We start from the raw sequence: 18469 nt of genomic DNA on the forward strand, positions 1-18469 counted from the left end.
GCGTTACGGTGAGCACCGTTATGGGAGACGTTAAGGCATGCGCGGTCATCAGAATCGAGGAGGAGGAATAAGCCTGCGCGGAATGCGCAGGCTTTTTTACTGTCTTTGTTACGGTTTGGCCGGCAGGCCGTAAGCTTGCCGGATAAGCGAGAAATACTGGTCGGCCCGGACGATCTCGTACTCGTCCCCGAGCGATTCGGCCAGCGCGGCGACGTCGGTCGGCGTCATGCTCCAGGCGAGCAGTCCCAGGGAGACGAACAGCGGCGATTGCCCGTCCCAGTTCGCCTTCGCCTGCGCCAGAATGTTCTGGCCGTCCTGCACGGTGCTGATGCCCTGGATCGTGGAGACCGGCAGCTTGCCGTTCACAAGCTCGACGCCGTAACGGCCTTCCCAGCTCAGGAACAGTCCGGGCACGTTGTATTCGTTTATATAGGCATCGGCTTTCGCCTCGCTGAGCGGAACGTTCTGCTCGGCGATCCGGTTCAGCACGTACGGAATCGTCATGCCGGTCTTCTTCAAGTAAGGGTAGGTACGTTTCAGGAATGCCGCAAACGAGCTTTCCGGCCAGGCGTCCGGGTAAAAATAACCGGCCCCCGACGGTCCGGCGATCAGCAAATCGTTAGCGGTTGCCGTCGACTGGTAATAATTCAGAATGGCCGGCGCCCCGTCGTGCAGCAGCGGGTTCGACGTCCAGTTGATCGGCACTTTGCCGCGGCTCGGATCGTCCCACAATATCCGCAACCGATGCTGGTTGTACTGAAAGTTGTCGCCTTCGCTGAACGTCAGCGTCACATAAATTTTATTTTGCAGCTTCGGCGCTTTGACCGGCTTGGCCGGATTCGCGGCCGCTCTCGTGCCGGAGAAAACCGTCATATTGCTGAACCAGTCGGCCGCCAGCACATAAACGCCGTGGTTCGACGCGATTTCGACGCCGTTGAATTCCCCTGCGACGTCATTGCTGAACCAGCCCAAATACGGCGTTCCCGGCTCGACATCGGACAAGATCCGTTCGAACAGCGCCTTCTGCTCCGGGTCGCCCACATCCAGCCAAAATACCATCGCTTTGTTCGCGACCGCATAATCGCGCAAGTAACCGTACGGCTCTTTCTGCTCGGACGATAGCGGCTGCTCGCTGCCGGCGGAAACTTTGAACTGGTTCCACATGTCGACCGAGGCGGTCAGCGATGCCGTTCCGGCCGGCGGCGTAAATCGATAGACGAAATAGCGGTTGTTGTCGGCGAAACGATGCCCGCCGCTTCCGGCGGACAGCTGGGAGTTGTTCCGGTCGTACAGGAACGGCTCCTCTTCCGGCGTGCCCGGCACGAATTGGGCGATAATCTGTCCGTCCGCTCTGACAGTCACCTCGTGCACGGCGGGTCCCCAGCCGTCTTGCGGGAAGGCGTCGTCGAAGCGCAGGTAGACAGATTCGTCTCCGAGGAAAGGGGAAAGGTCAAGCTCGTAGGTGTCCCGGTTTTTGGCTTCGCGCTCCTGCGTCTTCTCCTCCGCGATCGTCCGGAAGGAGGACGGGATGCCGGACGGAATCCGGATGGACGTGTCCGGGCTTAAGCCGATCAGCATCCGATGGGTCGTCCGTGGCCACAAATGCTCGTATTGCCAGGTGTACGCATCCAGCCGGTCTTTGAATTTGCCCCGCAAATCTTCGATCGTCTTCAGATTGTACGGAGCCGCGGCCAATTTCTGCGCCAGCTCCGGACTTGCCGCTACCGCGTCGTTCAATCCCGCAAGCGTCGTGGCGACATTGATCGAATCCGGCACTTCGGGATCGTAGACGATGACGCCCCGGACTTCGGATTTGAACCGCTTGAGAATGTCCCAATAATTGTCACGGACCTTGTACGGGACGTCCAGCTCGTTCAGCCACGCGAATTTGCCTTCCTCCCGGTTTTCAATCAAATAGATGCGCGGCTCGGTGCGATTGACAATCCCTTGCAGCGTAGCAAGCAGCAGCTTGATGTCTCCCGGCGCGTCGTAAACATCGGCGACTTCGAGCCGTTTGACCTTCGCAAAGCTTGGCAGCGCTTGCTGTTTGGGCCATGTTATGGAAGCTGCCTGCGGCTCGGCGGGTTCCGCCGCTGCCCCGAACGACAAAGACAGCGTACAGACCAAAGCCAAAGCAAGGCCTGCGGTTGCGACTTTTCGAATCACAATGGAACACCTCGTCCTGTATGGGATGGCGGAGCTGCCGTTCTCGCGGCCTTTCCGGATTCGCCTCCTTTGCGGCACTTTTTTCGTTTCAAACGACACCTCCTAAACATATATATAATATATTGATATATAACTACGGCAAGAGCTTCGACAAACGTTCCGATAAAATGACAGCCTGTTGAGCGGAATTGGTTCCAAGGATATGCGAATCCGGTTGTATGATGCGACCGAATCCCTACATTTCGGCGATCGGGCATGCCGCGGCGAAAAAAATTCGCTCGTTCGCATTCCTCCTCATTTTCCTGTTAACAAAATCATATTAAATATATGGAAAGGTCATAAGCAATGACGACGATCATGCGAAACGGCGATGTGAACATGATTCAAGGAGGTTGAGCGAATGTCGGCATCCTTGCTGTGGAAACGGATTTGGCGGCACAGATGGTTTTATTTGTTCATGCTGCCCGGCATTATCTGGTTTTTTCTTTTCTCGTACGTTCCTCTTTTCGGCATCCAGGTCGCCTTCCGCGATTTTATGTTTTCGGGCGGGTTTACCGGGAGCCCGTGGGCCGGCTTGAAATATTTTCGGCAATTTTTCGATTACTACCAGTCGTACGAACTGATTCGCAACACGGTTGTCATCAGCATGCTGAAGCTGCTGATCGGCTTCCCGCTGCCGATCATTCTGGCCATTATGCTGAACGAGGTTCGCAACCTCAAATTCAAAAAAGTCGTGCAGACGCTTTCGTATTTGCCTTACTTCGTTTCCTGGATCGTCGTCGTAACCTTGATGCAGCGGCTGCTGACGCCGTACGGCGGACCGGTCAACGATCTGCTGGCGTCGTTCGGCATGGAACCGATCCGGTTTCTGAACAATACGACCTGGTTTTATCAAATCATCGTAGGCTCGGAGGTTTGGAAAAATATCGGCTGGAACTCGATCATCTACATGGCCGCTATCGCCGGCATCGATCAGCAGCTTTACGAAGCGGCCAAAATCGACGGCGCCAACCGTTTTCGGCAAATCTGGCATGTGACGCTTCCGGGCATACGCAACGTCGCCGTCATTTTGTTCATCCTGGCGACCGGCAGCCTGATGAGCGCCGGGTACGAGCAGCTGCTGCTGCTGAACGGGCCGGCGACGGCATCCATCGGCAGCGTGCTCGACGTGCATGTCATCAATTCCGGCATCCGGGAGGGAAGGCTCAGCTATGCCGCCGCGGTCGGTCTGTTCCAGAGCGTCATCGCCCTGATCCTCATTCTGACCGTCAACCGGATCGCCAGGAAGGTCAGCGACGTATCCCTCTTCTAAGGAGTGATTCGCGGTGCGGAAACGACCGTTTTCCTTGTTCGGCCTGTTCAATTACGCCATCTTGACGCTGTTCGGCTTTGCGATGATCTATCCGTTCATTTATATTCTCGTTTATTCGCTGAACGACGGCAAAGATTCGATGATGGGGGCCCTATATTTTTTCCCGCGCAAATTTACACTGGAAAATTATGTGGAAGTGTTCGACAACGTCCGCATCTGGAAGGCCTACCGGATTACGCTGCTGCGCACGCTGATCGGAACGCTGCTGCACGTATCGCTCTGCACGCTGATGGCTTACGCCTTGTCGAAGCGGAAGCTTCCGGGACGGTCGTTTTTCGCCTTCTACATTTTTTTGCCGACGATTTTCAGCGCGGGGTTCATCCCGTACTTCATCACGCTGCAGAAGCTGCATCTGATCAACACGTTCTGGGTGTACGTCATCCCGATGCTGTTCAATTTTATGCATATCGTCATCATCCGCACGTTTCTGCAGGCCATTCCCGAGGAGCTGGAAGAGTCGGCCCGCATCGACGGCTACGGCGATCTGGGCATTTTCCTGCGCATTATCGTCCCGCTGTCGGGTCCGGTGCTCGCCACCATCTCGCTGTTCATCGGGGTCGCGCATTGGAACGACTGGTTTTCGGGCGCCTATTACGTGTCGAACAAGGACATTATTCCCGTTCAGACGCTGCTTCAGGAAATGCTGATGGAAGCGGAAGCGCTGTCATCCTCGATGCAGCGGGCGGCTCAGCAGGGCGGATAGACGGTGGGCGTCAATATGGCGGGCGCGACGCCGGAGTCGCTCAGGATGGCGCTGCTTGTGATCACGGTGTTTCCGATTTTGTGCGTCTATCCGTTTCTACAGCGGTATTTTGTCAAAGGCGTCATGATCGGTTCGGTCAAAGGCTGAAGCGGCTTTGGCGCTGCACAAGGGTAAAGGCTCGCCGCATGCGGACAATCGTCGTATAGGCGCAGCTTTATCATAAACGTATATCGGGAGGGTGCTTATTGCTTATGAGGATCAAACGGCTAAGAAACGTCTCGATGCTGCTGGCGGCTGCTCTGCTCGCGGGAATGCTGGCCGGCTGCACCGGCGGCGGGGAATCGGGGTCTTCGGACAAAGACGGCGGGACATCGGCCAAGGAGGTCAAGCTTAAAATTTTGCACAACTGGAACGGCTCCACCGGCGCGGATGTCGACATGACGCCCGTCGAGCAGGTGATCAAGGAGAAAACCGGCGTTACGATCGAATGGGAGTACACGAAAGGAAGCGAAGTGGAGAAGGTCAACACGATATTCGCGACGCAGGATCTTCCCGACATTTACACCGGTCCGGCATGGGGCGGCGAGCTGGACGGCATTATCAAGGCGGCCAAGGAGGGACAACTCGTCGATCTGACGGATAAGCTCGATCAATACCCGAATTTGGCCAAGGCGGTTGCCAAGGAGAATGTGCCGCCCGCGCTGTACGAGAAAGCGTTCGACGCTTATGACGGCAAGAAGTATTTGCTGTACCAGAACCACCCCGCGTCCGACGAGGACGCCATGGACTGGCTGTACGGCTTCTACGTACGCAAGGACATTGCGGAGAAGATCGGGGTCGATCCGCAATCGATCAAAACGAAGGGCGATCTATACAGCTTCCTGAAAAAAATCAAAGACACCAATCTGACCGAGAACGGCATGCCCGTCATCCCGCTTGGCGGTTTCCACAACGGCTGGGCCGTCGGCATCGGCAGCTCGATGTTCTATGGCGCCGGTTATGTCGACAAAGGCGACGGTACGGTGGAGCACAGCTTTTTCACCCAAGCGTACGAAGACTATACGCTGTATTACCGGAAGCTGATCGCCGAAGGGCTGCTCGACCCGGAAGCGTTCACCCAGACGGACCCGATCGCCAACGAGAAAATCAAGCAGGGCCGCATCGCGGTATTGGCCGCCCACTATCCGGCCATCCTCGATGCGTCCAAAGACTACGTGAAGCAGCATCCGGGCAGCGATTATGTGCCGGTCGGCCCGCTGGAGCGGGCAGGAGCCGAACCGGATCGGCCTGTCGATCTGGCGATACAGGGCAATAACGTCACCGTCATTACGAAAGCGTGCAAAGACGTCGACGCCGCGCTCCGGCTGCTCGATTTTCTGGCGTCCGACGAAGGCTTCATGCTGGCCCGTTACGGCGTGCAGGGGACGCATTGGGAGGTGGAGAACGGCAAACCGGTGGCGAAGAAGGAATGGTTCGACAAGTTCGCGGCCGACACGACCGGCAAGGTGAGGAAGAACGAAGGAATCAGCATCGGTCTGGAATCGCTTACCGGTCAGGATCGCATCAATTCCGTCGCGGGCGGCGATATTTGGGCCGATCAGGACCGGATCGCGGCGATGGAGAACGCGCGCAGCATTCTCCGCCCGAACGGCATCAGCGTCATCTCCGCGTATAATCCGGGCGATGTCATCATCAAGTCGCCGCAATGGGAGGCGCTGAAACCGTCGATGGACAAAATCGGGGACGTATGGGAACAGGCGATTTATGCCAAGACCGACGAGGACGCGCTGCGGCTGCTGAACGATCTGCGCGGGCAAATGAATAAGACGGGGTATCCGGAAGCGATACAATTCGTTAACGAAAACCTGAAAGGCAAGGAAATCGTGAAGCTGCAAATGCCGAACTGAAGGTATCGGCCTAAAGGAGGCTGCATGTCATGAACCGAACAGCGAAGGTGCGTCCCGAGTGGACCGGGTTTCAGGAGTCGCGGCCGTACGGGCCGAAGTACGATTTGCGCACCGATTTCGTCATGGTATACGGCATCTCGGACGACCTGCCGGAGCGGATCGAAGGGTGGAAGAAAGCCGGGTATACGATCCATCTGATGACCGGTGTCTCCTGGGGCGAATATCAGGACTACCTGTACGGCCGCTTCGACGGGCGCGATCATTGGGACGAAGCCCAAAAGGACCGCGAGGGCAACCATCTTCTTCACGGCAAAGATGTGCCGTATATGGTGCCGACGAACAGCTTCACCGACTATTTGGCCGTGAAAATCAAGCGCGCGATCGATTGCGGCGTGGAAGCGATCCATCTGGAAGAGCCGGAATTTTGGGCGCAGGCGGGCTATTCGGAGGCGTTCAAGCGGGAATGGCTGAATTACTACGGGGAGGAGTGGATTCCTCCCCACTCCTCCCCGGACGCCCAGTACCGGGCGTCCAGGCTGAAAGCCGCCATGTACGGCCGCGCGCTCGACCGGCTTTGCAGCCGGATGAAGGAATACGCGCTGGCCGAGCACGGCCGAACGGTGCGGTTCTACGTCCCGACGCACAGTCTGATCAACTATACGCAGTGGCGGATCGTCAGCCCCGAAGCGCTCCTCGTCACGATGCCGTCATGCGACGGCTTCATCGCCCAGGTGTGGACGGGGACGGCGCGGACGCCCAACGTCTATCAAGGGGTGCGCCGCGAGCGGACGTTCGAGACGGCGTATCTGGAATACGGCATCATGCAGGAGTTGACGCGGGGCACGGGGCGGGAGATGTGGTTCCTCCACGATCCGGTGGAGGACAACCCGCGCCATACCTGGAGCGATTACCGCAAAAATTACCGGTCGACCGTCGTTGCCTCCCTGCTTCATCCGCATGTTCGGCAATATGAAGTTTGTCCGTGGCCGCGCCGCGTCTTCGAAGGGAGTTATCCGGCCGAGAACGGTCAAGGCAAGGAGACGATCCCGGCCGATTACGCCACCGTTCTGCTTACCGTCATGAACGTTCTTCGCGACATGCATCGTCATGAGGAAGAGGGAGCAGACGGCGCATCCTACACGTCGGGAATCGGCTTGTGTCTGGCCAATTCGGCCATGTACCAGCGGGGAGACGTCATCGCGCAGGGCAAGGACGAAGGGGAACCGTTCAAATACGACGGCACGGCCACGACCGATGCGCTGACGGACGGGCAGCGGGAGCTGCTCGATTGGTCCCGATTTTACGGCATGGCGCTGCCGCTCGTGAAATCCGGCATTCCGCTGCGGCCGATACAGCTCGACAATCTGGTGCCGTTCCCGGGTTATCTGGACGGATACCGCGTGCTGCTGCTCAGCTACGAATTCATGAAGCCGGAGCATCCCGGTATTCACCATGCGCTCGGCCAGTGGGTGAGGGAAGGCGGCGTGCTTGTTTATGTCGGAGACGGCTCCGATCCGTTCCACAACGTTCGCGAGTGGTGGAACCGGGGTTCCGGGAACCGGGCGTACGAACGGCCGGAGCAGCATCTGTTCGAGTCGCTGGGACTCGGCCGCGATCCGGCGGAAGGAGAGCACCGGGTCGGGGAAGGCGGCGTCATCGTCCTGCCGCTCGACCCTGCTGCGCTGTCCCGCTCCGCAGAAGGCGCCAGGCAGGTACGGGATGTCGTCCGCCGGGCGCTTGCGCTGCGCGGGGAAGGCGGCGATTTCAAACCGGCGAACGCCCTCAAGATCAGGCGCGGTCCGTACTTAATCGTCCATGTCCTGGATGAGACGGAGGAGGAAACGCCGCGGCCGGTGAAGCTGAACGGGACGTTCGTCGATCTGTTCGAGGCCGGGCTTCCGGTGCTCCGGACGGTGACGCTTAAGCCGGGGGAAGACGCCCTGCTCTATGATCTGGAGCGGGGACGGAAGGACGGCAGGCCTTGCGTTGTGGTCAGCTCGTCGCGCATCCGGGACGAAAGGCAGGATGCCGGACGGATCGCTTTCGTGTCGGAGGCGCCGTCGGGCGTGAACGTCAGCACCCGCATTTTCGTGCCGCAACCGCCGCGCCGGGCGACGGCCGGAAGCGCGGACGCAAAGCTGAGCTATGATCCGGCGTCGGGTACGGCGCTGGTCCGTTATCCCGGAGCGCCGGAAGGCGTCGAAGTGACGCTGGAGTGGTAAACGCTCCGCCGCCAAAGGCCGACAAACGAGCAGGCTTCAGGTGCCTGCTCGTTTGTCATTTGCTCCATATTCTCGTATTCAAGTCGAACAGCTCGATCAGGCCGAAGAAAAACACGAATTCGTCGCGAATGCGCCTCACTTGCCGGTCGACGGGGCGGCGAATATTCGGCTCGAAATAATTGCTGCCGCTTGAGATGGCCACATACATTTTGGAGCCGACGAAGGCCGCCTCCACCTTTTGCGGGTGGGCTTCCTTGAATTTCAACAAACGTTCCATAAAATTGGCGGACAAAATGTAGCGGGCTTCAACTTCGTCGGTCGTATTCGTAATAAACAGACGGTTGAAGTCGTCGTTTTCCAGCTTGATATGGTTAATTTTCACAGATCGGAAGGCGTTGCCGAGCGCATTGCCGATCCGGTTGAGAAAGCTGCCGCCGCCGAAAAAGCCGTTCGCCAAAAGGAGCGTCACCCCCCGGAACGATTTGTGGAAGTCGGCGACGAACAGCACGCCGTCAAATACGGTGACCCGCCGCGTCGTTTGCTGGCCTTTGGCGTTCGTACGGCGTTCGATCCGGACAAGCCTGAGCTCGGAAAATTCGAAGTCTGTCAGACCGAGCCTGCCCTGGAACAGATCTTCGCCGTCGATTTCGTCGATTCGCTCTTCGAACAAGCAGCAGTCCCGGATATGGCTGTCGCTGATCCGGTAATCGCTGAGATAGTTCCAGCGGTATTCGTAATCGCTCGTCTCGTTCGGCAAGGAGCAGTTCCCGACGAGCTCCCGGACGATGCCCGTGACGAGAATATCCTTGAATTTCCGGCGGAAAGCGGCGTATCGGCGCATAAGAAAAAAAGCGGTTACGATAATGGCGGTCAGGCCGACGATACCGGTCAGGACGATCGCCTGCCCATAGCCGGTCAGCAGCGTCGCCGCCGACAGCGCGACCGCAATGGCGATCACGACCAGCCCCTGGCGCAGCGTTCTGCGGTATCCGGCACGATCCGCCTCCAACTCTTCGATATGGGGACGCAGCGCGACGATCAGCTCTTCATAAGACGGAAACACGCGCTACCCCCGCAGAATGGATTTCAAATCCACGTCTTGTTTTTTGGACTCGTCGATTTCGAGCAGCTCTTTGGGGGTGAAGCCCAACGCGCCGGCCAGCATATTGGCCGGGAACATCTGAATCATCGTATTGTACTTGTTCACGCGGGCGTTATAGGTTCTGCGGCTGGCGGACAGCTTCTCCTCCAGATCGTTAACCGTTTTCTGCAGATGGATATAGTTGTCGCTGGCTTTCAGATCCGGGTAGTTTTCCACCTGCAGCGTCAATCTTTCGACGAGCCGATCCGATTTGCGGTATGCCTCGACTTTCTCGTCGTCGCTCATGATAGCAAGTTCGTTCCGCAGCCTCGTAATCTCGTTCAGCGTCTCGCGTTCATGGCGGGCGTAAGCGACGACCGCCTCCGCAATATTGCAGAGCGCGTCGAAACGCTGCTGCAAATAGACGTCGATCGCGGCGAACGCCTCCTTGACATTGTTTCTTGCGGCGACCAGATTGTTGTACAGGATAATGACAAACAGCAGGACGACGGCTGCGCAAGCCAATGCGATCCACATAGTGGCATGCACTCCTCTCTTTACCAGTTGGCTCTTCATATACTATAGTTATCAACATACGTCTTTCGAAGGCTTAAGGTTTCACAAAATAGAGCGAGAGGGGAAGTTGTGCATGTCCGGCATAGAGGGGCACGGCAAGAGAGAGCAGGGTTTCGTAGCAAGATGGACGGCTGTCCGCCGGAAAGGAAAGGGCAGGTATGTGATGACGAGGGGATTGCTTTTCGGCCTGCCGCTTTATGCGGTGTGGCTGGCCGTCACGCTGATCGAGATCGCCGTGTCCGAATTCAGGCAGGCGTTGTTCGACAGAGGCGATTTCGCTGTCAGCATGCTGATATGGTTCGTCGTATATATGACGATCGGAATGGTGCTGGCAGCGCACAGATGGAAAGCGAATGAAGCGAAATACCGCCATTTGACCTGATCCGCTTTCGCGAATCGTATTCAACATGTACCGTTCCTTATCCGCATAGACGAGCAGCCCCCCGACCGAATCCTCGCCTTCCAATAAAGAATCCCCGTTTCCAAATCGTGCAGCCGGCCCATCGTCGTGATTTCCTCGCGCGGCATCAGACTGCCGGCGAAACGCTTGACTGCGAGCCCGGTTGTTTCCGAATCATTCTCCCGATTTGCAATATTTATGATGGATAATCAGTATTTAAGAAATGGTGTTCAATGCGGTTTCGGAACATTTATGATGAGATGAAAGCTGCATATGGCGGGAGGGAAATCGGGAATGTCGAAAACGGAAACTCGCACACGCGCAACGGGTCGTTCTTCAAGTCGCATGAATGTGTTAGCCGCGCTGCTCCTTTCCTATTTGGCGGTTCTGCTGCTGCCAGTGGCCGTTTTCGGGGTATTGTACACACAAATCGAGAAAGTGATGGAACAAAACGCGAACCATGCGAATTTGGCGCTGATCGAACAGGCGAAGCAAGTGGTGGACGGCCGCCTGGACGAAATGCATCTCATCGCCCGCAATATTACGTCGCACCCGAAGCTCGATTCGCTCTTGCGGTCGGGGGCTCCGAGCAGCGGTACGGATCATTACGCCTATCTGGATTTCATGCGTGAATTGGCGCGTTACCGCAACAGCAGCAGCTTCGTCAGCGACTTCTATGTCTATTTCCGGGAAAGCGATATGATTGTCACCCCCAGCATGAAGTCGAATTCGGCCATGTTTTATTCCGGCGTTTACGGTTACGACGGGATGACCTACGAGCAATGGAAAACGGACATTTTGCATGTCGGCCATTACAACGGCTTTTTGCCGATTGCCGAAGTGGGGAACGCCGCGAGAAAGAAACGGATGCTGACGTTTTTGCAAGCGCTTCCTTTTGGGGAGAAGTCCGACCCGAAAGGGATGCTGGCCATCTTCATCGACGAGCGCCAAATCGCCGCGCTGCTGGAGAAAATTACGAAAGCGAGCCATGGAACGATCTACATTAAAGACGCGAGCGGACAAGTCATTATGAGCTACGGCGGCAACCCGCAGAAGACGGAGGGCGACGGCGAAGACGGCGGCCGGATGATGACGCTGTCCGTGCATTCGGCGGCCAGCGGTTGGGAATACGTCTCCGTCGTGCCCGAGGAAGTGTTCTGGGCGAAAGTAAACGGCATGAAGCGGATGGCCATAGGCGTGCTCGTGGTTTACCTGATCGCCGGAGCGGCGGCGTGCGTGTACATGACCTATCGCGCGTACAATCCGTTGCGGGACATTATCCGGTTTATCCGGCAGTCCAAGCCGGCGCCGGCGCATCGCGTCCGGAACGAATACGACTATATCAAGTCGGCGGTCGCCGATTCCTTCGAGAAACAGACCGAAATGGCGGAACAGCTGTCCAGGCAAACGCCGGTCATTCGTTCCAATTTTATCGCCCGCCTGCTGAAGGGATACGTCAATGTCCGGGAGCTGTCGACCGAATCGCTGGCGTTTATGGGCGTTTCATTCCCTTATCCCTGCTACTGCGTTGCCGCTGTCGGGCTGCGGGACGCAAGCGAATTCATCCGGGGCGATACGGAAGGCGAATGGGCGCTTATCCGTTTCGTCACGGGAAAAGTGGCCGAAGAAATACCGTTCGCCGTCTCTTATCCGGTGGAGATCGGGAAAGATCTGATCGCTGTCGTGCTCAACATGCCCGAGCATTACGGCGTCGCCGATCTGTACGACTGGGCGGATCGGCTGCAGACCGTTATCGGCCAGCGATTCAAGACGTCGACAACCGTCGGAATCAGCAGTATCCGGCACGGACTCGAACCGATCGCCAGCTGTTTCGCCGAAAGCATGAAGGCGCTCGAATATTCGATTTTTACGGCTTACAAGCCGGTGCTGCTGTACGAGGAAATGAGAAACAAGGCGGAGGACTATTACGATTTCCCGTTGGAAACGGAGATTCAGCTGATCAACGCGGTGAAAAGCGGTGATAACAAAACGGCGGAAAGCATCATCCGCAATCTGTACCGGAACAATTTCGGCGAAAAGCCGATGACGCCGGAGCTTGGCCGGCTGCTCTTCGCCAATCTGGTCAGCACGCTGTTCAAGCTGCTCAACGCCTTGAATTTGAAATACGAGGACATGTTCGGTTCCGCCCGGAAGCCGCTGGAAAGCATCAACGAAGCGGGCTCGGTGGAAGAGCTGTACCGCAACGTATGCGCGATGTTCGAGAAAGTCTGCCTGCATGTCCAGGAACAGCGGGGCGACGCTGCGGCCGTCATGCTGGAAAAAATCAAAAGCTACATCGACGAGCATCATGGCGACGCGATGATCGGTCTGGTCTCGATCGCCGATCACTTCAACATTACGCCGCCTTATTTGTCCGCCTTCTTCAAAAAACATAGCGGCACCAATTTGACGGATTATTTGGCGCAGGTGCGGATCGAACGTTCCAAGCAGCTGATGAAGGAGTCGAAGCATACCATTTCGCAAATCGCCCGCTCGGTCGGATATGCCAACGATGTCGGATTTATCCGGGTTTTCAAAAAATACGAAGGGATAACGCCGGGCAAATACCGGGACATGCTTCGTTCCTGAAACGGATCTTAACAGACGATTATGCGGAATCTTAAATGCGGATAGCGGATCATGAAATCGTACGGTATACGGCTTGCCCGCTCTTGCCTAGAATCGAGTCATGGCCGGACTTCGCCGGCCGACAGGAAGCGCATAAATTTTCAAGGGGAGAGAAGGAGGAATGAGGCAACGATGAAAACGAAACGGAATCGGGCCGTACAGGCGGCGATCCTGATGCTCGTCATGGCGGTCATCGCCGGCTGCAGCGGCGGCGGTTCGTCGCCCGCAGACACCGGGACAGGGGATAAGGGGACGGACTCGGAGGGGACCGAACGGAAAGAAGTCGGCTACCCGGCGAAGCTGACCTATTGGGTGGAGCTGAACGGCAATGCTGCGGCCACGATGCAAGACGCGAACGGCATCGCCGCCTATCAGGAGCTGGAGAAACGTACGGGCACGAAAGTGGAATTCCAGCATCCGCCGGCGGGACAAATCAAAGATTCGTTCAACATTATGGTGTCGTCGGGCAATTTGCCGGATGTCATCGAATACAACTGGGCTACCGTGTCGGGCGGACCGGACAAGGCGATCGCCGACAAGACGATCATCCGCCTGAACGAGCTGATCGAACAGCACGCTCCCAATTTGAGCAAAGTGCTGAACGAGAATCCGGACTACAAAAAGCAGATCACGACCGATGACGGCAACATCTACGTCTTTCCGTTCATTCGCGGAGACGATTACTTGCTGACGTTCAACGGCATCATTGTCCGGCAGGACTGGATGGAGAAGCTGAATTTGCAAATGCCGGAAACGATAGACGAATGGTACGAAACATTGAAAGCGATTAAAAACGGCGATCCGAACGGCAACGGCCAGGCGGACGAAATTCCGCTGCTGCTCGAGCTGTCGATGACGAACATCAACCACGCCTTCATCGGCGCCTGGGGGATTACGACCGGATTTTATCAGGTGGACGGCGAAGTCCGATACGGTCCGATCCAGCCGGAATTCAAGGAATATTTGGCCACGATGAACAGATGGTACGCCGAAGGGCTGATCGATCCGGATTACGCCGCTACGGACGGCACGCTGAAGGATGCCAAGGTGACGGGCAATCAGGTGGGCGTATTTATGGGATATATGGGCAGCAGCCTCGGCCGGTATACCGACCTGGCGGCCAACACCATTCCCGGCTTCAAGCTCGCCGCCGCGCCGAACGTCGTGCTGAACAAAGGGGATACGCCGCTGCTCGGCCAGAAGGATTCGCCGTTTAACGGCGCCGGGGCGGCGATTACGACGTCGAACAAGAACCCGGAAGAAACGGTCAAATGGCTCGATTTCCGATACGGGGAAGAAGGTCATATGCTGTTCAATTTCGGCGTCGAGGGCGTCAGCTACGAAATGATCGACGGTTACCCGACCTATACCGACGAAATTATGAACAATCCGGATCTCCCGGTAACCCAGGCGATGGCCAAATATATTCAGGCGAACTATTCCGGTGCTTTCGTGCAGGACCGCCGTTACGTTGAACAGTATGCGTCGCGGCCCGAACAGCGGGAGGCGATCGAAACCTGGATGAAAGCCAAAAACGACCGGCTTATGCCAGTCGTGACGCCGACGGCGGAAGAAAGCTCGCGCTATGCTTCCATCATGAACGAGGTGCAGACGTATTACGACGAAATGGTGAACAAGTTTATTATGGGCGTCGAATCGCTCGACCAGTTCGACAGATTCGTGGAAACGCTGAAAGGCATGGGCGTCGAAGAGGCGGTCCGGATTCAGCAGGCGGCGCTCGATCGATTCGACAACCGCTAATCGCACAGGATTTGCGCGTGCCGGATCGGCGTTACCGTTTGTCCCGGCACGGATCTCGGCACGCGCTTTCCGCATGAGGAGGGCAGAAGGTGCAGCTGAAAGAACAGGCTTGGTCTACGGAAACGAGCGGCAGCCGGCAGACGTTCGGAACGAAAGTGGTCAAAGATTTTCGCCGAAACTCGACCATCTATTTGATGCTGCTGCCTGTCATCGCGTTTTACGCCGTATTTCATTACGGGCCGCTGTACGGCATTCAAATCGCCTTTAAAAACTTTTCCGCAGGTCTTGGCATCTGGAACAGCCCGTGGATCGGCCTGCAGCATTTTCAGGATTTTTTCAACGGCTTCTTCTTCTGGCGGATATTGCGCAACACGGTGCTGCTCGGCCTTTACGATCTGATCTTTGTCTTCCCGGCCTCGATCGTCCTGGCGCTGCTGCTGAACGAAGTGCGCCATCGGGTGTTCAAGCGGACCGTGCAATCGATCACCTATTTGCCGCATTTTATTTCCGTTGTCGTCGTTGTCGGCATGCTCGTCGATTTTCTGGCGATGGACGGCCTGATCAACCAGCTGATCGTCATGTTCGGCGGAGATCCGATCCCGTTCATGCGGCTGATGGAATGGTTCCGCACCATCTATATTTCGTCGGCGGTCTGGCAGGGCATCGGCTGGGGCTCGATCATTTATTTGGCCGCCATTTCCAATATCGATCCGTCTCTGTATGAAGCGGCGAAGGTGGACGGGGCGGGGCGTTGGAAGCAGGCGCTGCTCGTGACGCTGCCGGGCATTTTGCCGACCATTATCATATTGCTCATTTTGCGGATCGGCTCCTTCATGGCGCTGCAGGACGAGAAAATTTTGCTGATGTACAATCCGATGACCTACGAGACGGCCGACGTCATCGGCACTTACGTCTACCGCAAAGGGATACTGGAAGCGAGCTACAGCTTCAGCGCCGCTGTCGGCCTGTTCAATTCGGTTATCAACTTCGCGCTGCTGGTCGCGGCCAACTATATGAGCAAGCGGTTTACCGACACGAAGCTGTGGTAGGGAGGGGAGCGCAATGAAAATCGCAAGATCTGCCGGCGAACGGGCGTTTGACGCCACCAATGCGGCGCTGCTCGTCCTGCTGTCCGTCGTGACGCTGTATCCGTTTCTGTATGTGCTGTTCGCCTCCGTCAGCATCCCGTCGGATTTCGTGCAGCATCGGGGCATTTTGCTGTGGCCGAAAGGCTTTACGCTCGATTCGTACCGGATGGTATTCGAAAATCCGAATATAGTTTCGGGGTATTTGAATACGATATTTTACGTCGTTGTCGGAACTGCGCTCAATATTCTGATGACGTCGCTCGGCGCATACGCCCTGTCCCGCCAGAATGTAATGTGGAAAAATGCGGCGATGATGATGATCGTCCTGACGATGTTTTTCGACGGCGGGCTCATTCCGAGATATTTGCTGGTCAAAAATATCGGGCTGCTCGACTCGTACTGGGCTTTGATCATTCCGAGCGCGATGACGACGTGGAACCTGATCGTCATGCGCACTTCGTTCCAGGCGGTGCCGGTTGCGCTGGAGGAATCGGCGCGGATCGACGGCGCGAGCGACTGGACGATATTGTTCCGGATCGTCATTCCGCTGTCCTTGCCGGTCATCGCGGTCATGGTGCTGTTCTACGGCGTCTGGCACTGGAACAAATGGTTCGACGCGCTTATCTATTTGCGCAATCGCGAACTGTTCCCGCTGCAGCTTATATTGCGCGAAATTTTGATTCAGAACGATACGGGCAGCATGATGACGTCGGTCAGCGGCGGCGACCGGATGCCGATCGGCGAGACGATCAAGTATGCGACGATTATGGTGGCGACGCTGCCGATTCTGTTTTTGTACCCGTTTCTGCAAAAATATTTTGTGAAGGGCGTCATGATCGGCGCAATCAAAGAATAGGAGGCGCGAATTCATGTGGCAGCAGGCGATCGAAGACGCCGTGGCGAAGACGAAAGCGAATATGGAACGGTTCGGCCTGGCGTTTCCCCATATTGCGAACGGGGAGCGCTATGAATGGGGGGACAGCAACGACTGGATCGAAGGCTTCTATACGGGCATGATCTGGCTTTGTTACGAATATACGGGAGAGCCGGCGTTCCGGGACACGGCCATGAAGCATGTCGGGCTGTTCCGGGAACGGCTTGAGGCAAAGCGCAGCCTGGACCATCACGATATCGGCTTTCTGTACATGCCGTCCGCGCTGGCGGCCTGGATCGTCGAACGGGACGAGGCGGGGAGGCGGCTTGCGCTGCAGGCGGCCGATCAGCTGATGCTCCGCTGGCGGGAAGAAGGGCAGTATATTCAGGCATGGGGACCGAAGGGGGACCCGAAAAACGGGGGCCGCATCATTATCGACTGCATGATGAACATTCCGCTTCTGTACTGGGCATACGGGCAGACGGGCGACGAACGGTACCGGCAGGCGGCGGTCGTCCACGCGGACAAGAGCAGACGGTATTTGATGCGGGGGGACGATTCCTCCTATCACACCTTCTACTTCGATCCTGCTGACGGCCGGCCGATCGGCGGAGGGACGCATCAGGGCTATCATGACGGCTCGACCTGGACGCGGGGACAGGCCTGGGCGATTTACGGCTTCGCCTTATCGTACCGGTACACGGGCAACCCGCTGTATCTGGACACGGCGAAGCGCGCAGCCCGCTACTTCATCGCGCATTTGCCCGAGGATCATGTCGCATACTGGGATTTCGACGCCCCGGTCCTGCCCGGTACGCCGCGCGACAGCTCGGCTTCGGCCATCGCCGCCTGCGGGATGCTGGAGATTGTCGGCCATCTTGCGGAAGATGACGCGGACCGCGAGCTGCTCACCGGTTCCGTGCAGCGTGCGATGACGTCGCTCGTTCGAAATTATGCGACGATCGGCGCGCCGGACGCGGAAGGATTGCTCCGGCACGGCTCGTACCATGTCCGCGGCGGCCGCGGTCCGGACGACTTCATGATCTGGGGAGACTACTATTATTTGGAGGCGCTGCTGCGTTTGACAAAGGGAATTCCCGGTTATTGGTACGAGCGATAACGCTTGAAAGGTCATTCACAATCGGTCCGTTTCCCTGTATAATAGTTGCAAACATTGCAAACCAAGTGGAAAGGTCGGATAAAAGTGAGTGACGCTGCGTCTATCATTCCCCGTCCGCTCGTTCGAACGAATCAATGGGTGATCGTCATCTCCGTGCTGATCGCCTGGCTTTCGGGCTATTATTGGGTTCTGGCGATCCCGCTCGCGGCCGGCATCGCCGGCGTCCTCTTCGATTTCAATCCGGTTATGCGGCTGGCGAAGCTGTTTTTGCGCAAGCCGCCTTCGCATTACGTTCCGGAGGACAAGGAACAGCAGAAATTCAATCAATGGATGGCAGTAGGCTTCCTGCTGCTGGCGCTTGTCAGTTATGCGCTGGAATGGACGACGGCGGCCTATGTGTTCACGGCGATGGTTGCGCTCGCTGCATTCGTGGCCATTCTCGGCTTTTGCATCGGATGCTTTATCCAGTATCAATGGAAAATGTACGTCGCCAGGCGCCGCCGCCGCTGATTCATCAATCCGGCGGAACGGGAAGAAGGGCCGTCCGCAAGCAGTTTGTCCTGCTTGCGGA

Annotated in this window: 15 protein-coding genes; 12 read left to right on the forward strand and 3 right to left on the reverse strand. The window is 57.0% G+C overall.

What is annotated here, in order from left to right:
- Positions 1-108: 108 nt before the first annotated feature.
- Positions 109-2166, reverse strand: coding sequence for a GxGYxYP domain-containing protein (locus ABEV74_RS01420; protein WP_430142944.1), 2058 nt, complete (start codon positions 2164-2166; stop codon positions 109-111).
- Between the two features lie 400 nt (positions 2167-2566).
- Between ABEV74_RS01420 and ABEV74_RS01425 the strand changes: the two genes are divergently transcribed.
- The 5 genes from ABEV74_RS01425 (at position 2567) to ABEV74_RS01445 (ending at position 8370) form a co-directional block, all read left to right on the forward strand.
- Positions 2567-3478 (forward strand): ABC transporter permease, encoded by a 912-nt coding sequence (locus tag ABEV74_RS01425; RefSeq protein WP_062493508.1) that lies wholly within the window; start codon positions 2567-2569, stop codon positions 3476-3478.
- Between the two features lie 13 nt (positions 3479-3491).
- The gene (locus ABEV74_RS01430) at positions 3492-4241 is read left to right on the forward strand and encodes a carbohydrate ABC transporter permease (protein ID WP_430142946.1); all 750 of its coding nucleotides are present in this window, start codon (positions 3492-3494) and stop codon (positions 4239-4241) included.
- Between the two features lie 3 nt (positions 4242-4244).
- Positions 4245-4388, forward strand: a complete 144-nt coding sequence (locus ABEV74_RS01435) for a hypothetical protein (protein ID WP_430142947.1) — start codon at positions 4245-4247, stop codon at positions 4386-4388.
- Positions 4389-4492: 104 nt separating this feature from the next.
- Entirely contained in the window at positions 4493-6148 is a 1656-nt protein-coding gene (locus ABEV74_RS01440; protein WP_430142949.1) for an extracellular solute-binding protein, read from the forward strand.
- A 29-nt stretch (positions 6149-6177) separates the two neighbouring features.
- Positions 6178-8370, forward strand: a complete 2193-nt coding sequence (locus ABEV74_RS01445) for a hypothetical protein (protein ID WP_430142950.1) — start codon at positions 6178-6180, stop codon at positions 8368-8370.
- A 55-nt stretch (positions 8371-8425) separates the two neighbouring features.
- Here ABEV74_RS01445 and ABEV74_RS01450 read toward each other — a convergent pair whose 3' ends face one another.
- Together ABEV74_RS01450 and ABEV74_RS01455 are read right to left on the reverse strand one after the other, a co-directional pair.
- Positions 8426-9433: a DUF3137 domain-containing protein gene (locus ABEV74_RS01450; protein WP_213531712.1), complete on the reverse strand. Its 1008-nt coding sequence runs from the start codon at positions 9431-9433 to the stop codon at positions 8426-8428.
- A gap of 3 nt (positions 9434-9436) precedes the next feature.
- Positions 9437-9988 carry a LemA family protein gene (locus ABEV74_RS01455; protein WP_430142952.1) on the reverse strand — a complete coding sequence of 184 codons (552 nt, stop codon included), beginning with the start codon at positions 9986-9988 and terminating at the stop codon, positions 9437-9439.
- Positions 9989-10190: 202 nt separating this feature from the next.
- Between ABEV74_RS01455 and ABEV74_RS01460 the strand changes: the two genes are divergently transcribed.
- The 7 genes from ABEV74_RS01460 to ABEV74_RS01490 all read left to right on the forward strand — a co-directional run bounded on the left by ABEV74_RS01460 (position 10191) and on the right by ABEV74_RS01490 (position 18408).
- Positions 10191-10409 carry a hypothetical protein gene (locus ABEV74_RS01460; RefSeq protein WP_430142953.1) on the forward strand — a complete coding sequence of 73 codons (219 nt, stop codon included), beginning with the start codon at positions 10191-10193 and terminating at the stop codon, positions 10407-10409.
- 363 nt (positions 10410-10772) lie between these two features.
- On the forward strand, positions 10773-13016 hold the full coding sequence (locus ABEV74_RS01465) for an AraC family transcriptional regulator (protein WP_430142955.1): 2244 nt from the start codon (positions 10773-10775) through the stop codon (positions 13014-13016).
- A gap of 171 nt (positions 13017-13187) precedes the next feature.
- A complete protein-coding gene (locus ABEV74_RS01470; RefSeq protein ID WP_430142956.1) occupies positions 13188-14816 on the forward strand; it encodes an extracellular solute-binding protein in 1629 nt (542 codons plus the stop codon).
- Between the two features lie 155 nt (positions 14817-14971).
- Positions 14972-15865: an ABC transporter permease gene (locus tag ABEV74_RS01475; RefSeq protein ID WP_235593438.1), complete on the forward strand. Its 894-nt coding sequence runs from the start codon at positions 14972-14974 to the stop codon at positions 15863-15865.
- Between the two features lie 13 nt (positions 15866-15878).
- Positions 15879-16760 carry a carbohydrate ABC transporter permease gene (locus tag ABEV74_RS01480; RefSeq protein WP_430142958.1) on the forward strand — a complete coding sequence of 294 codons (882 nt, stop codon included), beginning with the start codon at positions 15879-15881 and terminating at the stop codon, positions 16758-16760.
- Positions 16761-16773: 13 nt separating this feature from the next.
- Positions 16774-17898: a glycoside hydrolase family 88 protein gene (locus ABEV74_RS01485; RefSeq protein WP_062493485.1), complete on the forward strand. Its 1125-nt coding sequence runs from the start codon at positions 16774-16776 to the stop codon at positions 17896-17898.
- Between the two features lie 84 nt (positions 17899-17982).
- Positions 17983-18408 carry a DUF4395 domain-containing protein gene (locus tag ABEV74_RS01490; RefSeq protein WP_062493475.1) on the forward strand — a complete coding sequence of 142 codons (426 nt, stop codon included), beginning with the start codon at positions 17983-17985 and terminating at the stop codon, positions 18406-18408.
- Positions 18409-18469: the final 61 nt, after the last annotated feature.

Origin of the sequence: Paenibacillus cisolokensis, assembly GCF_050481165.1 — a bacterium.
Classification (GTDB): domain Bacteria; phylum Bacillota; class Bacilli; order Paenibacillales; family Paenibacillaceae; genus Paenibacillus_AH; species Paenibacillus_AH cisolokensis.

Coding starts and splice junctions, on each gene's coding strand:
- ABEV74_RS01460 (WP_430142953.1), top strand. CDS start 10,191: ATGACGAGGGGATTGCTTTTCGGCCTGCCGCTTTATGCGGTGTGGCTG.
- ABEV74_RS01465 (WP_430142955.1), top strand. CDS start 10,773: ATGAATGTGTTAGCCGCGCTGCTCCTTTCCTATTTGGCGGTTCTGCTG.
- ABEV74_RS01445 (WP_430142950.1), top strand. CDS start 6,178: ATGAACCGAACAGCGAAGGTGCGTCCCGAGTGGACCGGGTTTCAGGAG.
- ABEV74_RS01480 (WP_430142958.1), top strand. CDS start 15,879: ATGAAAATCGCAAGATCTGCCGGCGAACGGGCGTTTGACGCCACCAAT.
- ABEV74_RS01455 (WP_430142952.1), bottom strand. CDS start 9,988: ATGTGGATCGCATTGGCTTGCGCAGCCGTCGTCCTGCTGTTTGTCATT.
- ABEV74_RS01425 (WP_062493508.1), top strand. CDS start 2,567: ATGTCGGCATCCTTGCTGTGGAAACGGATTTGGCGGCACAGATGGTTT.
- ABEV74_RS01440 (WP_430142949.1), top strand. CDS start 4,493: ATGAGGATCAAACGGCTAAGAAACGTCTCGATGCTGCTGGCGGCTGCT.
- ABEV74_RS01485 (WP_062493485.1), top strand. CDS start 16,774: ATGTGGCAGCAGGCGATCGAAGACGCCGTGGCGAAGACGAAAGCGAAT.
- ABEV74_RS01470 (WP_430142956.1), top strand. CDS start 13,188: ATGAAAACGAAACGGAATCGGGCCGTACAGGCGGCGATCCTGATGCTC.